The sequence below is a fragment of the Vibrio cincinnatiensis genome, from assembly GCF_022113815.1.
In the GTDB taxonomy this organism is placed as follows: domain Bacteria; phylum Pseudomonadota; class Gammaproteobacteria; order Enterobacterales; family Vibrionaceae; genus Vibrio; species Vibrio cincinnatiensis_A.
In genome coordinates this window covers 207,784-225,248 of record NZ_SGOM01000007.1, presented here as the reverse complement: position 1 = coordinate 225,248, position 17,465 = coordinate 207,784, and the positions used below count along the sequence as shown (strand labels likewise).

The following is a 17,465-nucleotide window of genomic DNA, read 5'->3' as shown; positions in this document are numbered from 1 at the left end:
ATGAATACTGACTTCAACTTACCTTAGTAAATTAAAGCTATTATCGTTCCAACAGAACGATAATGAATTGACTGTGCCAAAATCAAGTAAACTTGATTCTGATTGGTCACTCAGTTCATCGATAAATCTTTTTGATTATCATCAACGAGTGCCCACACAGATTGATTGGTTTAAATTGTTAAAGAGCGGTGCTTCGCTGGCTCATGAGAGCTTCGAAGCGGAGGTGCATTCTAGCGAGATAACTGAGCGTGTCAAACACTTTTTCAATTTTCTTTTTTTAGAAGCTTTTCCTCGCCTAACACTGCTTGAAGCCTTGTGGCATCTGCCGTGTCAGTGAGGGCGCATTATAGGGAGTTAATGAAAGTTGGCAATAGATAAAATGATAATTTTTATAAATTCAGGCTCAAACGCTCAAAAAAAACGACGAAAGCGTCAAATTTATAAGGTTGGGATAGAAAAAGAGACTTAATCTCCTCAGACCAAGTCTCTTTTTTTACCTAATTACTGATGAGCGGTAATGTTGCCACCTTTCACTTCTAAGTAGATTGGCATCCCTGGTACAAATTGCCCAGCCAAAATTGATTTAGCTAATGGGTTTTCAACCGTTTGCTGTATTGCTCTTTTCAGCGGTCTTGCTCCATATACAGGGTCAAATCCCACTTGTGCAATTAAGTTTAGCGCCTCGTCATTAACCTTCAACTCATAATCTTTGTCTGCTAAGCGTTGACGTAGCCGTTCAATCTGAATAAGAGCAATTGATTTAATATGCTCTTTACCTAGCGGATGGAATACGACACTTTCATCGATACGGTTTAAAAACTCAGGACGAAAATGCTTACTCACCACATCCATCACTTGTTCTTTCATTCCTTGATAATCCAGAGAAGCAAAGTGTTCTTGAATTCTTGATGAGCCTAGGTTTGAGGTCATAATCACAACAGTATTGCGAAAATCGACCGTTCTTCCCTGTCCATCGGTCAAACGCCCATCATCTAATACCTGTAATAGAATATTAAACACATCAGGGTGTGCTTTCTCGACCTCATCCAGTAAAAGAACAGAATAGGGTTTCCGACGCACAGCCTCGGTTAAATATCCCCCTTCTTCATACCCTACATAGCCCGGAGGTGCACCAACTAGTCGAGCTACAGAGTGTTTCTCCATAAACTCAGACATATCAATCCGCACCATGGCATCTTCACTATCAAACATGAAGTTAGCTAATGTTTTACACAGTTCAGTTTTCCCAACCCCCGTTGGGCCTAAGAATAAGAACGATCCAATTGGGCGATTGGGATCCGAAAGCCCCGCACGACTACGGCGAATGGCATTCGCAACCACTTCAACGGCTTCAGCCTGTCCAATAACTCGTTGGTGAAGAACCTCTTCCATACGTAATAATTTCTCTTTCTCCGCTTCCAACATTTTAGAAACAGGAATACCGGTTTGCTTAGAAAGGACTTCCGCTATTTCTTCATCAGTGACTTTATTACGCAGCAAGGTCATCTCTTGCATTTCCGCTTGAGCAGCTAAGTCGAGTTGTTTTTCTAACTCAGGAATCCGGCCGTACTGCAGCTCGGACATGCGGCTTAAATCCCCCGCTCGTCTAGCAACTTCTAAATCTAAACGAGCTTGTTCCAGCTCCGCTTTGATATGTTGAGTTCCCGAAAGGGCGGCTTTTTCGGTATTCCAAATCTCTTCTAATTCCGCATATTCTCGCTCTTTCTCCTTCAGTTCATCATTAAGGATACTGAGCCGTTTTTCACTGGCATCATCATGCTCATTGATTAATGCTTGTTGCTCGATCTTAAGCTGGATAATTTTTCGTTCCAGTTTATCCAAGGCCTCTGGTTTAGAGTCCATTTGCATACGGATACTTGATGCCGCCTCATCAATCAAATCGATCGCTTTATCGGGCAGTTGACGATCCGAAACATAGCGGTGCGATAATGTTGCCGCAGCAACGATGGCCGGATCGGTAATCTCAACATGATGGTGTAATTCATAACGCTCTTTGAGGCCACGCAAAATAGCAACGGTATCTTCGACTGTTGGCTCATCGACTAACACTTTTTGGAAACGACGTTCTAGTGCTGGATCTTTCTCAATATATTGGCGATATTCATCCAGAGTGGTGGCTCCAACACAGTGCAACTCACCGCGCGCCAAAGCAGGTTTCAACATATTACCCGCATCCATTGAACCTTCACCTTTACCGGCACCAACCATAGTATGCAGTTCATCAATGAAAAGAATGACATTACCTTCTTCTTTGGCAAGTTCATTTAAGACTGACTTCAACCGCTCTTCAAATTCACCGCGATATTTGGCCCCCGCAACCAGAGCTCCCATATCCAACGAAAGCACTCGACGGCCACGAAGCCCTTCAGGCACTTCATTATTAATGATACGTTGAGCAAGCCCTTCCACGATCGCCGTTTTACCCACACCAGGCTCCCCGATAATAACCGGGTTATTTTTAGTGCGGCGCTGCAATACTTGGATGGTGCGACGAATTTCATCATCACGCCCAATCACAGGGTCAAGTTTGCCTTGTTCTGCTCGCTCGGTGAGATCAATAGTGAACTTTTCCAGAGCTTGGCGAAGCTCTTCTGCATTAGGATCATTCACTTTTTGACCACCACGAATGGTTTCAATCGCTTCTGAGACTTTCTTTTCACTCAATCCGATCTCTTTTAATAATTGACCAAGAGGGCCACGATCTTCCAATGCGGCAAGTAAAAATATTTCCGAGGAGATATAAGCATCTTGACGCTTTTGCGCCACTTTATCACAGAGGTTAAAAAGTGAACCGAGTGAATTAGAAAGCTGAACATCACCACCAATCCCACTCACTTTAGGTAAGCGATCAAGCATTTCGCCCAATTTAGAGCGTAGCTGGGCAACATCCACACTGAGCATGGTTAATAATGGGCGAATCGGGCTGCCATTTTGATCGAGTAATGCCACCATCAAATGTACAGGCTCGATATACTGATGATCGCGCCCAAGTGCGAGCGACTGAGCATCGGAAATCGCTATTTGAAATTTGCTGGTAAATCTATCGAGACGCATAACCACCTTCTTAATCTCGTCGGAGATAAACTAATGACGTATAGAAAGATGGTTACGCAAGGGGGAAATTTCAAGCCAATACCATAAACTTTATAAGACTATTCAATCCAAATAAAGCTGGCTTGCCGACCCGTAATGCCGTCACGGCGATAAGAATAAAATTGTTGAGGATGTTGATAGGTACAAAGGTCGCAACTATAAACTTGGTCAATGCCCAATTTTGCTAATCGTAAACGTGCTAATTTCACCATATCAGCCAACCATTTACCTTGCCGCGAAGTCGGTAAAAACGCGAGTGCCGCATCACCATCATGATCACAAAACGCTTCTCTGACCTCATCACCAACCTCAAAGGCTTGCGTACCAATAGCGGGACCTAACCAAACAAGAGGGTGACCGGTCAATTTTTGCATCGCATTTTCAACAATACCTCCCGCCAACCCACGCCAACCGGCATGAACAGCAGCAACTTGTGTTCCTTGAGTATTGGTGATAAGAACAGGTAAACAATCTGCTGTCATCACCGAGCAAACCACACGAGGAGAAGCGGTGAAAAGACCATCGGCATCCAATATCACTTTTGTCGGCTGTTCAACTTCCACAACGTTAGTCGAATGCGTTTGATTTAACCATATAGGTGATGAGGGCATGTGGCTCATCATCTGCAACCATTCGCGGTTACGTAACACTAATTTTGGATCATCCCCAACATGCGTACCGAGATTTAAGCCGTGATACGGCGGAGGCGAAACCCCACCGATTCGTGTAGAAGCAAAGGCTTTAATGTTGTCTGGTGCTGGCCAGTTGGGAATAATCTTATCCATGTGATTAATACTCTTGCGAATAATTCAACTTAGCATCTTCACGTAATGCTTCAGCCATCACGACCATATCATCGGGAACTGGCGCATGAAATTCTAACACTTCCTCGGTAATAGGATGAGCAAACTTCAGCATCACCGCATGTAGCGCTTGTCGATCAAAATGACGAATCATTTCTGTTAGCTCTTCAGATGCACCTTTTGGAATGCGTGCCCGCCCACCATAAGCCGTATCCCCTAACAAAGGATGTTGCAAATACGCCATGTGGACACGAATTTGGTGAGTGCGACCCGTTTCCAGACGAAGCCGGATTCGAGTGTGCTCACGAAAATGTTCAGCAACACGATAATGCGTCACAGCAGGTTTTCCCATAGGTGTAACGGCCATTAAAGTTCGCTTCGTGGCATGGCGGCCAATTGGCTTGTCAATCATTCCACCGGCGGTCATTTTGCCAATCGCTATCGCTTCATATTCACGAGTAATATTGCGTTTTTGCAGTTCACGGACCAATCGAGTTTGTGCAGGGACAGTTTTCGCTACGACCATTAACCCAGTCGTATCTTTATCCAAACGGTGCACAATGCCAGCACGAGGCACTTCTGCAATCGGAGGGTAATGATACAATAACGCATTTAAGACCGTACCATCCGGCGTTCCGGCACCGGGGTGCACAACGAAATCTCTAGGCTTATTGATCACGATAATGTCGTCATCTTCATAAACAATATCGAGTGGAATATCTTGCGCTTCCCAACGTTGCTCATCTTCTAACTCGGCCAGAACCGTAATATTTTCTCCACCCATCATTTTCGTTCTGGGTTTGGTGACAACAAGACCATCGACGGTAATCTTTCCGTCCAATAGCCATTCTTTAAGCCGTGAGCGCGAAAAATCGGTGAACAATTCCGCTACCGCTTGATCTAAACGCTGACCAAGCTGGCTTTCTTTTACTGTTTGAGTTAATTCAATCTGCTGAGCCATATCGAACTTTTTTAAAAACCGTGAGACTAATAGCCACTAGTGTGGAAAAATAGGTCTTATTGTATCTGTTACTGGAAAGAAAGTAACGAAACGATTTATGGGGCATCCTGCTCCTAGTTTAGAAGCTTTATTGCAAGGAATTGAATCCTGACATGAAATACCAAACTTTATCGGGTTTACTCGCGTTATCTTTATTACTGACAGGCTGTTCGAGTAAAGAAGAGATTGTCCCAGACGTACCACCAGCAGAACTGTACAGCGAAGCACAACTGTCACTGCAAAGCGGAAACTGGCTCACTGCAATAGATAAGCTCGAAGCACTGGATTCTCGCTACCCTTTTGGTGCTTATTCAGAACAAGTACAGCTAGACTTAATCTACGCCTACTACAAAAATGATGATCTCGCTCTTGGGCTAGCAACCATTGAACGCTTCACTCGTCTTAATCCAACCCATGAGAAAATGGATTGGGTGCTCTATATGCGTGGGCTAACTCATATGGCTCAAGATCGTAATTTTATGCACGAATTATTCAATATTGATCGAAGCGATCGTGATCCAGAGCCCGCAAAATCGGCCTTTGCCGCTTTTAAACGTTTATTAGAACGTTACCCGAATAGTCCCTATGCCAAAGATGCCCAGCAACGCATGTATGCTTTAAAAAATCGATTAGCCGATTACGACTTAGCCACCGCTGACTTCTATTTACGCCGTGAAGCTTGGATTGCCGCGATCAACCGTTCTCAAGAGTTGCAAAAAACCTACCCTGGCACTGAAGCGGCTCGTAAATCTCTGGCTATTCAATTAGAAGCTTATCAACAATTAGGGCTGGACGAAGCCGTTGAACGAACCCAGCAACTCATTCAGCTAAACCCACGCCCATAGATTGATACGAAAAGAGATAGACAAGCTAGAAACCAGTAGTTAAACCCTGCTGGTTTTTTCTTTGAGAAAAACAAGATGAAGCTCTGACAAGAAGAAGAGAAGAACCCATGTGATTCGATTCACACTTATAAGATGAACAAAAATAGAGCAATATTTTTTTGAAGTTGATACAAGGCCCTAAAAAATAGAAAGTTTTTAGTAATACCTATAACCCAATCTAATCGTTTTTATCCAAATCTCAAGCTTTTTCCTTACCTCACACACTGACTCCTTGCTAAAGATCACGTTTATTTTTAAAGAGTCATACACCCAACCAAAAAGAGAGGTAGATCACATTCTTTTGTTATTGAAACGCTAATCTGTAGGTAACCCATAAGGGATGCAACAGAGGAAAAATCACTATGCAAATGAATATTACTGGTAAAAACATTGAAATCACCTCTGCGATCCGGAATCACATTGAGAGCAAATTCAAAAAGTTAGAAAAATGGCAAGTAGAAATTACAGGGTGCCAAGCAAGTTTTAGCGAACAGCCAAACAAACAGAAAAAATTTGAAGCAACGGTTACAATTCCAAAAGGCCAACTTGTTGCCTCTGCTATTCACGATGACCTTTATGCCGCAATTAATGAGGTAGAACAAAAACTTGAACGCCAATTGAATAAATTGCGTCATAAGCCCGAAGCGCGGCGAGCAGATAAACCCGAAGTGGAAGAAGAAGAAGAAGAAGAAACTGAATAATCTGAACCATTGCCGAGATAGCGCCTTAGGGCGCTATTTTTTTGCTTGACGCTCCTATCGGGCTTGCTTATTGTGTTGCTTGAATAAATAACCAAACAACAATGAATAATGGCATATAACTCACTGTTCCTTTTTGACTTCTTTTTTCTCCAATAATCCTTGGAGGCGTGCTCGTTTACGGAAATAAGTCAAAAACGAACAGGAAGCCTCCCTAGGGAGGCTTTTTTTATAAGGATTTTATAATGACAGACCATTCCCCTTCACTGGAAGAGATTCGATTACGTTTAAACACGATTGATGACCAACTGCTAAAGCTACTCTCTGAACGGCGTCAACTCAGTATTGAAGTTGCGAAAAGTAAAGTTAAAACCTCAAAACCAGTACGGGATACACTGAGAGAACAGCAGCTATTGGTAAAGCTTATTCAATCAGGAAAAGAGAACTATCAGCTAGACGCTCAATACATTACCAAACTCTTTCACACCATCATTGAAGACTCCGTCTTACTGCAGCAGGCCTACTTGCAAAATTTAGCGAATCCAGAAAATCGTAAGCCTCTAGCTCGTGTTGCCTTTTTAGGTTCTAAAGGATCTTATTCCCACTTAGCAACCCGTGAATATTTCAGCCGTAAAAATACCGAATTAATTGAACTCAATTGTGACCAATTTAGAGAAGTCACTAAAACGGTTGAATCAGGGCACGCAGACTACGGTGTTCTTCCAATTGAAAACACCAGTTCAGGCTCAATCAATGAAGTTTATGACCTTTTACAGCACACAACCTTGTATATCGTAGGGGAAATCACTCAACCGATAGAACATTGTTTAGTGGCAACTCAGGATATCCGCTTAGAAGAGATCAAAGTACTCTACTCACACCCACAACCTCATCAGCAATGTAGTGAGTTTTTAAGTCGGTTAAAAGGTGTAAAATTAGAAACCTGCATCAGCACGGCGGATGCCATGAAGAAAGTGCAAGACTTACAACGAAAAGATGTGGCAGCCATCGGTAATGCCTCTAGCGGTAAACTCTACGGATTACAAAGCATTCAAGGCAATATTGCGAACCAAACTGAAAATCATACACGCTTTATCGTAGTCGCACGTAAACCCATTGAGGTGTCCACCCAGATCCCCGCAAAAACCACCTTAATAATGTCAACGTCTCAAGAGGCGGGAGCCTTAGTTTCCACCCTCTTGGTTTTACAACGTTATGGGATCAATATGACAAAATTAGAATCTCGTCCAATTATGGGAAACCCATGGGAAGAGATGTTTTATGTCGACTTAGAAGCTCATGTCGATTCACAAGAGATGCAGCAGGCACTGGGTGAATTAACCAAACTCACCAAACATTTGAAAGTGTTAGGTTGCTATCCGAGCGAAAATATCAAACCAACACAAATTAAATTAGCTAATCAATAAATATAGAGTCTGTCATGAATAATGTTATCGTCGCCTCGCTCAACCCCGCAAAAATTAATGCTGTAAAAAGCGCATTTAACGAAGTATTTCCAGAACAAGAGTTTCATTTTCAAGGGGTTTCTGTCGCTAGTGATGTAGCAGCACAGCCAATGAGTGATAGCGAAACCAAACAAGGAGCACTCAACCGAGTACACAATGCAGAACAAATAGCGCCTAACGCCGAGTATTATGTCGGCCTTGAAGCTGGCATTGACCATGGAATGACGTTTGCTTGGATGATCATCAAGTCCGGTCAGCGTTATGGTGAGTCGCGTTCCGCGGGGTTACCTCTGCCTCCTATTGTAACAGAGCAACTCACGCCTGATAATGAACTGGGCCATGTGATGGATAAGGTTTTTTCTACAGAAAATATTAAGCAAAAAGGAGGAGCTATTGGTTTACTCACTCGCCATAAGCTCACTCGTAGCTCGGTTTACCATCAAGCGTTAATTCTTGCCTTAATTCCATTTATCAACCCAGAGCTCTTCCCCATCAATAACCTCAAGTAGATCTTCGGCGCAAGAAAAAGTCAGCTAATTCCCTTTAGCAAACGAAGGGGCTAAAGAAGGGTTGTTCAGGCGTAATTAAGGTAACAATAATTTTGCTAGCGAATCTCGCTCTTGCTCTGAGCGAGATTTCAGCTCATTCGAACCTCGTGTGATGGTAGCGACACCTACCCCTAACAACTGGCTAATCTGACGCTGAGAAAGTTCACCTTTAAGCAGCTCACATAAAATATTGACTCGAGCCACTAAAGCTTCGCGTTCATCCGGTGTCATTAAGATGGTTAACAGCATTTCATGCTGGCCCTGTGCCGTTGCTTGTTTGACTAACGCTAATAACTCACGCCAGTCACTATACTCAGGTTGTGATGACATTCTTGTACTCGTTGAGTGATACACCCGCTCTATTGTAGAGAACACTCAGATGGAATCAATATCTTGTTGCTAACTCTTGTTGAGTTAAAAATTCTCCATCCAATGCCATTAAGTTGCGATAGTAAGTTTCAAACATCAAAATATTTTGGACGTAGCCACGCGTTTCACGAAAAGGAATCGCTTCAATAAACGCATACACATCCAACTGGCCTTGCGTTTGCTCTCGCCAACGATCAACCCGATTCGGCCCAGCATTATAGGCAGCAAAAGCAAAGATCCGATTGTTATCATAACGCTCAAGAAGCCCGTTGAGATAATGGCTACCAATCTCAATATTCTTTCCTACCTGATACAACTCGTCAGCATCATCATAATTAAGCTGGTACTTCTTCGCCGTATAACGTGCGGTAGCTGGCATTATTTGCATGATTCCCCTTGCTCCCACTGGAGAGCGCGCCTCTACATCCATAGCACTTTCCTGGCGTGCCAATGACATTAAGGTAATCGGATCTATACCATGTTTTTTGCCATAAAAATTAAACCACCATTGGTGAGCCAACGGAAAACGCAATTGCGTGTTGTCCCATAAATTAGCAGAGATAGAGGCTTTTACGGTTAAATGATACCAACGTTGGGTTGCGGCATAAACGGCCAGCATCTCTTTCTCTTTTTGTTTTACCTGTAGCAGCAACCAGTTCCATTCACTCTTTGCAGCCGCAATTTTGTCTCGCTCAATTAATTCGTCAATGCGCACTAAAGTTTTTTGGTACGGTTTTAGCCATGAGCGATCTAAGGAAAGTGAAGAGCTGGGGTATTGAATCGATTGTTTCATCCACTGAGCGGCGGCGACACTGTAAAAATTACGCTGTCCAAGCAATGCCCGCATTCGAGCTAAACCTTGTGATTCATTGCCTTGTGCGATATCACTACGAGCTAGCCAATACTGCCAACGTAATGTGCTTTGTTCCCCCTCCGGTAATTGATGAATCCATCGAGCGAGGCCTTGCCAATCTTGCTCTCTCAGAGCAAGACGTATACGCGTTTCAATAAGAGGAACAGAAGAACTTTGCGCAATGATGGCATCTCGCCATAGTCGAAGCTCAACACTCTCCACATCCATCATGCGCAGAGCAATATATTGAGCAACACTGGCTTGTTGGGAATGAGGCCACACTATGGTTTGGTTAACCACCTGCCAGCGATTTTGAGCTTGAATTACATCGCTACGTGCCAGTTTTTTGAGGGAAAATTCGATCGCTTGAAGTAACTTAGGGCTATTTTTATGCTGCAGGATAAATTCAACGACGTTTTCAGGATGATCATACAATGCCAGTAAAGCAACCGCACTCGCTTCCCCAGGTTTATCCGTTAGCTTTCTAGCCAAATGCACCATTAAAGAGCGGTTTCGCCCTTCAAAAGCCAATAGCATACGTTCAAGAACCCTCTCCTCCGTTAACCCACCTTGCTGTTCCCAAACCTGAAATAACTCATCACAAGCAACAGAAACACTCGCTCCATTTTGCCATAATGATTGAGCGCCATTAAATGCTTCAGTATAACGGCCTGTCTTTAACTTGGCGGTATAGTAATAACAGCGATACGTTTCTCCCTGTGGTTCATTGGGGGAAAACTGAATAATCTCCGTCCATTTACCTTGGCTGGCTAAGGCCTCTAAATAAGGGGCACTGATACGATTAGCGAAGGGAAAATCTTTATGGCTATCAATAAAGTTGCGTACCACTATGGGGGATTTATCCCCTAAGTCAATTAAGAAGCTTCGGTAGTCGAGATAAGGTGTGAGTGGATAATCGGCAATGCTGGGACGCGCTTTCTTAAAACGGCGTACATCTCTATTATCTAGCCACTGCTGGGCTTGATCATACAGATCTCGTTGAGCCTCCAAATCCAACGTTTCAGACAGTGCGCTACCGCTAAATCCCCCCCATCCAATCAATATTGATAACAAAAGGCGAGATGGCTGAAAAAAATACCCAAGCGTCATAGCGCTCCATTCCTTTATAAACGAAAAATCCAATTCATACGTAATTACGCAGACTATTGCATAAAATGTAAAGGGACAAGATGTAAAGATGAAGTCAATTATCCTCCTTTAGCTTGAAGCTCTGATGACAGGATGAAACCATCATTAATAAGCCACATTCCCGTGACACTTCAACCAAAATCACTGCTCACTAGTAACAAATGCGCAGGCTTTGGTATAGAATAGTCGCTTTGTTCTGTTTGAAAGATTAGGAATGATCGGCAATGGCTGAATACGTCTATACCATGTCTCGGGTGAGCAAAATTGTGCCGCCTAAACGTCAAATACTCAAAGACATCTCTTTGAGCTTTTTTCCCGGCGCAAAGATCGGGGTATTAGGTTTAAATGGTTCAGGTAAATCGACCCTACTGCGTATCATGGCTGGCATTGACAAAGACTTCGATGGTGAAGCACGTCCACAACCTGGGTTAAATGTCGGCTATCTCCCTCAAGAACCCGTTTTGGATGAAAATAAAACGGTCCGTGAAGTTGTTGAAGAAGCCGTTGCTGATGTGGCTCATGCCCTTAAGCGCCTAGATGAAGTGTACGCCGCTTATGCCGAACCAGATGCAGATTTTGATGCGCTTGCTAAAGAACAAGGGGATTTAGAAGCGTTAATTCAAGCCAAAGATGGACACAATTTAGATAACGTTCTTGAACGTGCCGCCGATGCACTGCGCTTACCAGAATGGGAGGCTAAAGTCGCTACATTATCGGGGGGGGAACGTCGCCGCGTTGCCATTTGTCGTCTACTGCTTGAAAAACCAGATATGCTACTGCTAGACGAACCCACCAACCACTTGGATGCAGAATCCGTCGCTTGGTTAGAACGTTTCTTAGTTGATTATAGCGGCACCGTCGTAGCGATTACCCATGACCGTTATTTCTTAGATAATGCAGCCGGTTGGATTTTAGAATTAGACCGTGGTGAAGGTATTCCATGGCAAGGTAACTATACCTCTTGGTTGGAACAAAAAGACGCTCGTCTACAACAAGAAGCTTCACAAGAGAAAGCTCGTCAGAAAACCATTGAAAAAGAATTGGAATGGGTTCGCCAAAACCCTAAAGGCCGTCAAGCCAAATCCAAAGCTCGTATGGCTCGATTCGAAGAATTACAAAGTACCGAACATCAAAAACGTAATGAAACCAATGAACTGTTTATCCCACCGGGTGAACGTCTAGGTGATAAAGTTATTGATGTTAAACACTTAACCAAATCCTTTGGTGATCGAGTCCTGATTGACGATCTCTCCTTTAGCATTCCTAAAGGAGCCATTGTTGGTATTATCGGTGCTAACGGCGCAGGTAAATCGACTTTATTTAAGATGCTTAGCGGTGTAGAACAACCAGACTCAGGCAGCATAGAACTGGGTGACACGGTAAAATTAGCATCGGTTGATCAGTTCCGTGACAGCATGAATGACAAAAATACCGTTTTCCAAGAGATTTCTGAAGGTGCAGATATTATTCGTATCAATAACTTCGAAATTCAGGCGCGCGCTTACTGCTCACGTTTTAACTTTAAAGGCGTCGATCAGCAAAAAGTGATCGGAGAGCTGTCTGGTGGGGAACGTAACCGTGTCCACCTAGCCAAACTGCTCAAAGCGGGCGGTAATGTATTGTTACTCGACGAACCAACCAACGACCTTGACGTAGAAACACTGCGCGCTTTAGAAGAGGCTCTACTTGAGTTTCCAGGTTGTGCCATGGTTATATCGCATGACCGTTGGTTCCTTGACCGCATCGCAACCCATATCCTTGACTACCGCGATGAAGGTAAAGTGAACTTCTATGAAGGTAACTACACTGAATATATGGATTGGCTCAAGCAGACACTAGGTGCGCAAGCGGCTGAGCCACATCGCATCAAATATAAACGGATGACTAAATAATCCGCTTCAGGCCGCTAAGGCGGCCTGAATTCCTTTTACCCATAGGCCTTATTTTGTAAGTAGCGTTCCATTGTCAAATGGGTAACTCTGCTATGCTTACGTTATATTTTTATTCCCTAATACGGTGGCTATTATGACAGACCGACGCCGATTTTTTCGCATTCTCTATCAGGCACCAGCAATGCTGCGACAAGGCCAAGCTCAACTGGCTACGTGTATTCAAGATCTGTCTTTACATGGGCTACTTTTGTGGGCGGTTGATGAACCCAACTTAGATCCATCTCACCCATTAGAAGTCGAATTTACGCTACCAAACAGTGAGATAACCCTGACCATGACCGTCAGCTTGGTTAAACAGAATGAACGCATTCTCCATCTTAAAATTGATTACATTGATATTGAAAGCATTGCACATTTAAAACGGATTGTTGAACTCAATGTGGGCAATGAGGCACTGTTACATCGAGACATTGAACATTTGGTAAATTTAGGTGATGAAAAAGAATAATCATGGCGAGTCCAATACCCCTCGCCATTAACTTTGCGTCAGCTAGGTTCGATGAATCGCGTCATTGGCTTGTTTAAGCAAGTTTTGGCTCTCATTCATAAACTGCTGAGAATATTGACCAAACCATTGACTCACTTGCTCAAACTGTTCGATAAACCCCTGTTTATCTTGTTGTTCAATTAAACTCACCGCTTGAGCAAAACTTTGCTGAAAACGCTGAATCATCTGCACATTTTCGTGAGAAGAGAGAATGATATCTCCGTATAAGTGAGGGTCTTGACCAAATAAACGCCCAACCATGGCCAATTCAAGCCGATAAATCGGTGAGCTTAATTTCAGTAATTGTTCAAGATTCGGATTTACCTTAGAAAGGTGTAAGCCATAAACAAAAGAAGTAAAGTGGCGCAAAGCTTGGATTAATGTCATGCCATGATCGTGTTCATCGGCATCAATTTGACACAAGCTCGCTCCCCAAATCGCCAACTGATCCAATAACCACTGATACTGCTTTGCTCCGCGCCCATCGCAATACACCACGACCTGCTTAGCAAGGCTTGGAACATCTGGGCCAAACATCGGGTGTAGCCCGACAACAGGCCCTTGATGTACCTTTAACATGGCCGCCAGCGGCTTTGCTTTAATTGAGGTTAAATCACATAAAATACAATCTTCCGGTAACTGACCCAATTTATCAATGACACCAAGCGTTAGATGAATCGGCACAGTGACCACTACCAACCCTGCATCATGCAAAAGTTCATCAGCCTGAGCCCAATCTTGGCTACCCAAAATTTTCACTTGGTAACCCGATAAACGGAACATCCGAGCAAACAAACGCCCCAGTTGCCCGTTTCCGCCAACAATCACCACCGACCGTAACTTAGGATTTAAACACTTAAAGCCGGAATCTTTCTCACTGGCATAAGATTCACGCATTGTGCGACGCAAAATATCTTCGATTAACTGAGGAGGAACGCCTTTACGCTCGGCCTCATCTCGTCGGGAAGCTAACATGGATGCTTCACGTTCTGGAACATAAATCGGTAAACCATAGCGGCTTTTTACTTCCCCTACCTTTTCGACTAAAGCCAAACGACGAGCAAGTAGCTCAACCATTTGTTTATCCACATCATCAATTTGGTCACGTAATACGTTTAATTCTTCGGCCATCGGTAAATCCTTTCCCTTACTTAACCTTTGAGGCGATTTTCTAAAAATGGAACCAGCTCTTGATGAGCATGACGCAATAATGCCTCAGTCGCTTGCCAATGAATACAGGCATCCGTAATAGACACACCATACGCCATGGTCTCTCTCGGAAGATCGGCCGACTGATTACCTTCATAAAGGTGGCTTTCTATCATCAAACCAATGATCGAGCGGTTACCTTGACGAATCTGATGGATAACATCTTCAGCCACCAAAGGCTGACGACGATAATCTTTCCGCGAATTAGCATGGCTGCAATCAACCATCAATGCAGCATCAAGGCCGACCTGCTTCAGCTCTTGCTCACATTCTGCGACAGAAACAGAATCATAGTTAGTTTGCTTACCCCCACGGAGAATCACATGCCCATTGGTATTTCCTTGGGTCGTTAATAATGCGACTTGTCCTTCACGGTTAATACCCATAAAGCGATGGCTTGATGACGCCGCCTGCATCGCATTAATGGCGGTTGCTAAACTGCCATCGGTACCATTTTTAAAACCAATCGGCATAGAAAGCCCACTGGCCATTTCTCGGTGAGTTTGTGATTCCGTAGTGCGGGCACCGATGGCTGCCCAGCTAAAGGTATCTGCTAAATATTGAGGGCTAATCGGATCTAACGCTTCTGTGGCTAAGGGAATTCCCATTTCAGCCAGCTCAACCAGCAGCTTACGCCCCACATGCAAGCCGTGTTCAATATCAAATGTCCCATCCAGATGAGGATCGTTGATCAACCCTTTCCAACCCACCGTTGTCCGTGGCTTTTCAAAATAGACACGCATCACAATATACAGTTGGTCGCTTAACTGCTCAGATAATGCTTTTAGATTCTTCGCATACTCTCTGGCGGCATCAATATCATGGATAGAGCAAGGGCCACACACCACCAGTAAACGATGGTCTTTTTTATGAATGATGTCTGCTATCGTTTGGCGTGATTGACGAATAAACTGGCGAGCCTTATCGCTCAATGGTAATTTTTCTTTTAACGCATCAGGCGTTATTAAAACCTGTTCATCAACAATATTAATATCGCTTAAGTCACTTTTCTTCATATTACACCTGTAAACTTTTATTCACATCTATTTGTTAATGATGTTTAATCCTGAATAATTGTTAAATTAACAGGCTTTGTTAGCATTTCAAAGTGTAAATTATAAAAAACATTAACCGTAAAAATTTATTTACACTTGTGATTTATTGAGCTTATGCTCAATCTATGCAAACAACCATGTTTTATTCAAGCAAACTTTCCTAGAATGGGCTATCTCTGCGATTGATCACTGAGCTGTTTATGGAATTAGTGCTTTCCCTGTTACAACAAATGTGCGTTTACTTTGTACTAGCTTATATGCTGAGTAAAACGCCACTTTTTCTTCCCATTCTTAATATCTCTAGCCACTTCACACATAAACTCAGTGTGTATGTACTGTTTTCGCTCTTTTGCATCTTAGGCACCTATTTAGGCTTGCAAATTAATGATGCCATTGCCAACACTCGGGCCATCGGTGCCGTCATGGGCGGAGTCTTTGGTGGGCCTGTTGTTGGGTTTGCTGTTGGTTTAACAGGTGGCCTTCATCGTTTTACATTAGGCGGTTTCACAGACCTTGCCTGTGCTGTTTCAACCACGGCTGAAGGCTTAATTGGTGGGTTATTTCATACCTATATGCTCAAACAAGGGAAACGCCAACAACTCTTTAATACTCGCACCGTATTCACCATTACTTTGATCGCTGAAGTGGTGCAAATGCTCCTAATTTTATTGATTGCCAAACCTTTTACTGAAGCCTATGAGCTTGTTTCTGCGATAGCCATTCCGATGATCATCGCTAACGCTTTAGGAGCCGCATTGTTTATGAGTATCCTACAAGATAAAAAAACGATTTTTGAGGAGTATTCGGCCACTTTCTCACGTCGAGCCTTGAACATTGCGGAGCGTTCAGTAGGAATTCTTGCCGCAGGTTTTACCCCCAGCAATGCTGAAAAAATCGCCAGAATTGTTTATGAACAAACCAATGTGGGGGCCGTTTCCATTACCGATAGAGAAAAGATTCTCGCTTTTGTGGGCATTGGTGATGATCATCATAAACCCAATACGGCCATTTCCTCTCAAAGTACACTTGATGCTATTGCTCGTAACGACATTATTTATCTTGATGGTAAAGAGTATCCTTATCAATGTTCATTATCCTCCACCTGTAAACTGGGGTCGGCGTTAATTATTCCACTCCGAGCTGGTGATCGGGTAATTGGGACCATTAAGTTGTATGAACCTAAACGTAAGCTGTTTTCCACCATCAATATGTCGATGGCACAAGGGATTGCTCAGTTACTTTCTAGTCAGATTCTGTATGGCGAATATCAAGAAAAGCAGATCCTTTTATCACGAGCTGAAATCAAATTACTTCAAGCTCAAGTTAACCCACATTTTTTGTTTAATGCATTAAATACCATTAGTGCCGTGATCCGTCGAGATCCAGCAAAAGCGCGAGAACTTATCCAACATCTCTCACAGTTTTTTCGCAGCAACTTAAAACAAAATATTGGAACAGTGACACTAAAAGAAGAGCTAGCCCATGTGAATGCGTACCTCACCATTGAAAAAGCACGTTTTAGTGATCGTCTTGATGTGGAAATAAACATCAATGAAGGGTTGCTCGAACGAAATGTTCCCAGCTTCACCCTGCAACCTTTAGTGGAAAATGCAATCAAACATGGCACCTCAAACCTACTAGAGGGAGGTAAAGTTCGTATCTACAGTGTAGAAGAAGCAAAGGGAAGTCGAATCATTGTGGAAGATAATGCTGGAAGCTATCAAACGCCAAAGCAGGATCATGATGGTCTCGGCATGCAAATTGTAGCTAAACGCTTAACTTATAAATTTGGCAATGCATCATCACTCAATGTGGATGTCGAACCCAACCAATACACAAGGATGAGTTTTCTCATCCCACAGAAAGGAAGTTACTGAG

Annotated in this window: 14 protein-coding genes and 1 other annotated feature; of the genes, 7 read left to right on the top strand and 7 right to left on the bottom strand. The window is 43.3% G+C overall.

Features of this window, described 5'->3' with window-relative positions; all coding sequences use genetic code 11:
* Window positions 1–501: 501 nt before the first annotated feature.
* The 3 genes from clpB to rluD all read right to left on the bottom strand — a co-directional run bounded on the left by clpB (window position 502) and on the right by rluD (window position 4,878).
* Window positions 502–3,075: an ATP-dependent chaperone ClpB gene (clpB, locus tag EXA13_RS11040; protein WP_238133223.1), complete on the bottom strand. Its 2,574-nt coding sequence runs from the start codon at window positions 3,073–3,075 to the stop codon at window positions 502–504.
* Window positions 3,076–3,173: 98 nt separating this feature from the next.
* Window positions 3,174–3,899, bottom strand: coding sequence for a peptidoglycan editing factor PgeF (gene pgeF / locus EXA13_RS11035; protein WP_238133222.1), 726 nt, complete (start codon window positions 3,897–3,899; stop codon window positions 3,174–3,176).
* A gap of 4 nt (window positions 3,900–3,903) precedes the next feature.
* A complete protein-coding gene (gene rluD / locus EXA13_RS11030; RefSeq protein ID WP_238115663.1) occupies window positions 3,904–4,878 on the bottom strand; it encodes a 23S rRNA pseudouridine(1911/1915/1917) synthase RluD in 975 nt (324 codons plus the stop codon).
* Between the two features lie 152 nt (window positions 4,879–5,030).
* On the opposite strand from rluD, the gene EXA13_RS11025 reads away from it, so the two are divergent.
* The 4 genes from EXA13_RS11025 to yjjX all read left to right on the top strand — a co-directional run bounded on the left by EXA13_RS11025 (window position 5,031) and on the right by yjjX (window position 8,474).
* A complete protein-coding gene (locus EXA13_RS11025) occupies window positions 5,031–5,762 on the top strand; it encodes an outer membrane protein assembly factor BamD (protein WP_238115662.1) in 732 nt (243 codons plus the stop codon).
* A 401-nt stretch (window positions 5,763–6,163) separates the two neighbouring features.
* Window positions 6,164–6,502 (top strand): ribosome hibernation-promoting factor, HPF/YfiA family, encoded by a 339-nt coding sequence (gene hpf / locus EXA13_RS11020; protein WP_238133221.1) that lies wholly within the window; start codon window positions 6,164–6,166, stop codon window positions 6,500–6,502.
* A gap of 112 nt (window positions 6,503–6,614) precedes the next feature.
* Window positions 6,615–6,732 (top strand) — a sequence feature (Phe leader region).
* Between the two features lie 12 nt (window positions 6,733–6,744).
* Window positions 6,745–7,926 (top strand): prephenate dehydratase, encoded by a 1,182-nt coding sequence (gene pheA, locus EXA13_RS11015; RefSeq protein ID WP_238133220.1) that lies wholly within the window; start codon window positions 6,745–6,747, stop codon window positions 7,924–7,926.
* Between the two features lie 14 nt (window positions 7,927–7,940).
* Entirely contained in the window at window positions 7,941–8,474 is a 534-nt protein-coding gene (gene yjjX, locus EXA13_RS11010; RefSeq protein WP_238115659.1) for an inosine/xanthosine triphosphatase, read from the top strand.
* Window positions 8,475–8,549: 75 nt separating this feature from the next.
* Here yjjX and trpR read toward each other — a convergent pair whose 3' ends face one another.
* Together trpR and EXA13_RS11000 are read right to left on the bottom strand one after the other, a co-directional pair.
* Window positions 8,550–8,843 carry a trp operon repressor gene (gene trpR / locus EXA13_RS11005; protein WP_238115658.1) on the bottom strand — a complete coding sequence of 98 codons (294 nt, stop codon included), beginning with the start codon at window positions 8,841–8,843 and terminating at the stop codon, window positions 8,550–8,552.
* A 55-nt stretch (window positions 8,844–8,898) separates the two neighbouring features.
* Window positions 8,899–10,845 carry a transglycosylase SLT domain-containing protein gene (locus EXA13_RS11000; protein ID WP_238133219.1) on the bottom strand — a complete coding sequence of 649 codons (1,947 nt, stop codon included), beginning with the start codon at window positions 10,843–10,845 and terminating at the stop codon, window positions 8,899–8,901.
* Between the two features lie 263 nt (window positions 10,846–11,108).
* On the opposite strand from EXA13_RS11000, the gene ettA reads away from it, so the two are divergent.
* Both ettA and EXA13_RS10990 read left to right on the top strand, forming a co-directional pair.
* Complete coding sequence (ettA, locus tag EXA13_RS10995; RefSeq protein ID WP_238133218.1) at window positions 11,109–12,776, top strand: energy-dependent translational throttle protein EttA; 1,668 nt, start codon at window positions 11,109–11,111, stop codon at window positions 12,774–12,776.
* A gap of 133 nt (window positions 12,777–12,909) precedes the next feature.
* Complete coding sequence (locus tag EXA13_RS10990) at window positions 12,910–13,284, top strand: PilZ domain-containing protein (protein ID WP_238133217.1); 375 nt, start codon at window positions 12,910–12,912, stop codon at window positions 13,282–13,284.
* Between the two features lie 42 nt (window positions 13,285–13,326).
* Here EXA13_RS10990 and tyrA read toward each other — a convergent pair whose 3' ends face one another.
* Both tyrA and EXA13_RS10980 read right to left on the bottom strand, forming a co-directional pair.
* Window positions 13,327–14,454, bottom strand: a complete 1,128-nt coding sequence (gene tyrA / locus EXA13_RS10985) for a bifunctional chorismate mutase/prephenate dehydrogenase (RefSeq protein ID WP_238133216.1) — start codon at window positions 14,452–14,454, stop codon at window positions 13,327–13,329.
* A gap of 20 nt (window positions 14,455–14,474) precedes the next feature.
* Complete coding sequence (locus tag EXA13_RS10980; protein ID WP_238133215.1) at window positions 14,475–15,548, bottom strand: 3-deoxy-7-phosphoheptulonate synthase; 1,074 nt, start codon at window positions 15,546–15,548, stop codon at window positions 14,475–14,477.
* Between the two features lie 239 nt (window positions 15,549–15,787).
* Here EXA13_RS10980 and EXA13_RS10975 point away from each other — a divergent pair, with 239 nt between their 5' ends.
* Window positions 15,788–17,464: a sensor histidine kinase gene (locus EXA13_RS10975; RefSeq protein WP_238133214.1), complete on the top strand. Its 1,677-nt coding sequence runs from the start codon at window positions 15,788–15,790 to the stop codon at window positions 17,462–17,464.
* Window position 17,465: the final 1 nt, after the last annotated feature.

Bases quoted from the DNA above. Each gene is read 5' to 3' on its own strand.
- clpB (WP_238133223.1), bottom strand. From the start codon at position 3,075: ATGCGTCTCGATAGATTTACCAGCAAATTTCAAATAGCGATTTCCGAT.
- pgeF (WP_238133222.1), bottom strand. From the start codon at position 3,899: ATGGATAAGATTATTCCCAACTGGCCAGCACCAGACAACATTAAAGCC.
- rluD (WP_238115663.1), bottom strand. From the start codon at position 4,878: ATGGCTCAGCAGATTGAATTAACTCAAACAGTAAAAGAAAGCCAGCTT.
- EXA13_RS11025 (WP_238115662.1), top strand. From the start codon at position 5,031: ATGAAATACCAAACTTTATCGGGTTTACTCGCGTTATCTTTATTACTG.
- hpf (WP_238133221.1), top strand. From the start codon at position 6,164: ATGCAAATGAATATTACTGGTAAAAACATTGAAATCACCTCTGCGATC.
- pheA (WP_238133220.1), top strand. From the start codon at position 6,745: ATGACAGACCATTCCCCTTCACTGGAAGAGATTCGATTACGTTTAAAC.
- yjjX (WP_238115659.1), top strand. From the start codon at position 7,941: ATGAATAATGTTATCGTCGCCTCGCTCAACCCCGCAAAAATTAATGCT.
- trpR (WP_238115658.1), bottom strand. From the start codon at position 8,843: ATGTCATCACAACCTGAGTATAGTGACTGGCGTGAGTTATTAGCGTTA.
- EXA13_RS11000 (WP_238133219.1), bottom strand. From the start codon at position 10,845: ATGACGCTTGGGTATTTTTTTCAGCCATCTCGCCTTTTGTTATCAATA.
- ettA (WP_238133218.1), top strand. From the start codon at position 11,109: ATGGCTGAATACGTCTATACCATGTCTCGGGTGAGCAAAATTGTGCCG.
- EXA13_RS10990 (WP_238133217.1), top strand. From the start codon at position 12,910: ATGACAGACCGACGCCGATTTTTTCGCATTCTCTATCAGGCACCAGCA.
- tyrA (WP_238133216.1), bottom strand. From the start codon at position 14,454: ATGGCCGAAGAATTAAACGTATTACGTGACCAAATTGATGATGTGGAT.
- EXA13_RS10980 (WP_238133215.1), bottom strand. From the start codon at position 15,548: ATGAAGAAAAGTGACTTAAGCGATATTAATATTGTTGATGAACAGGTT.
- EXA13_RS10975 (WP_238133214.1), top strand. From the start codon at position 15,788: ATGGAATTAGTGCTTTCCCTGTTACAACAAATGTGCGTTTACTTTGTA.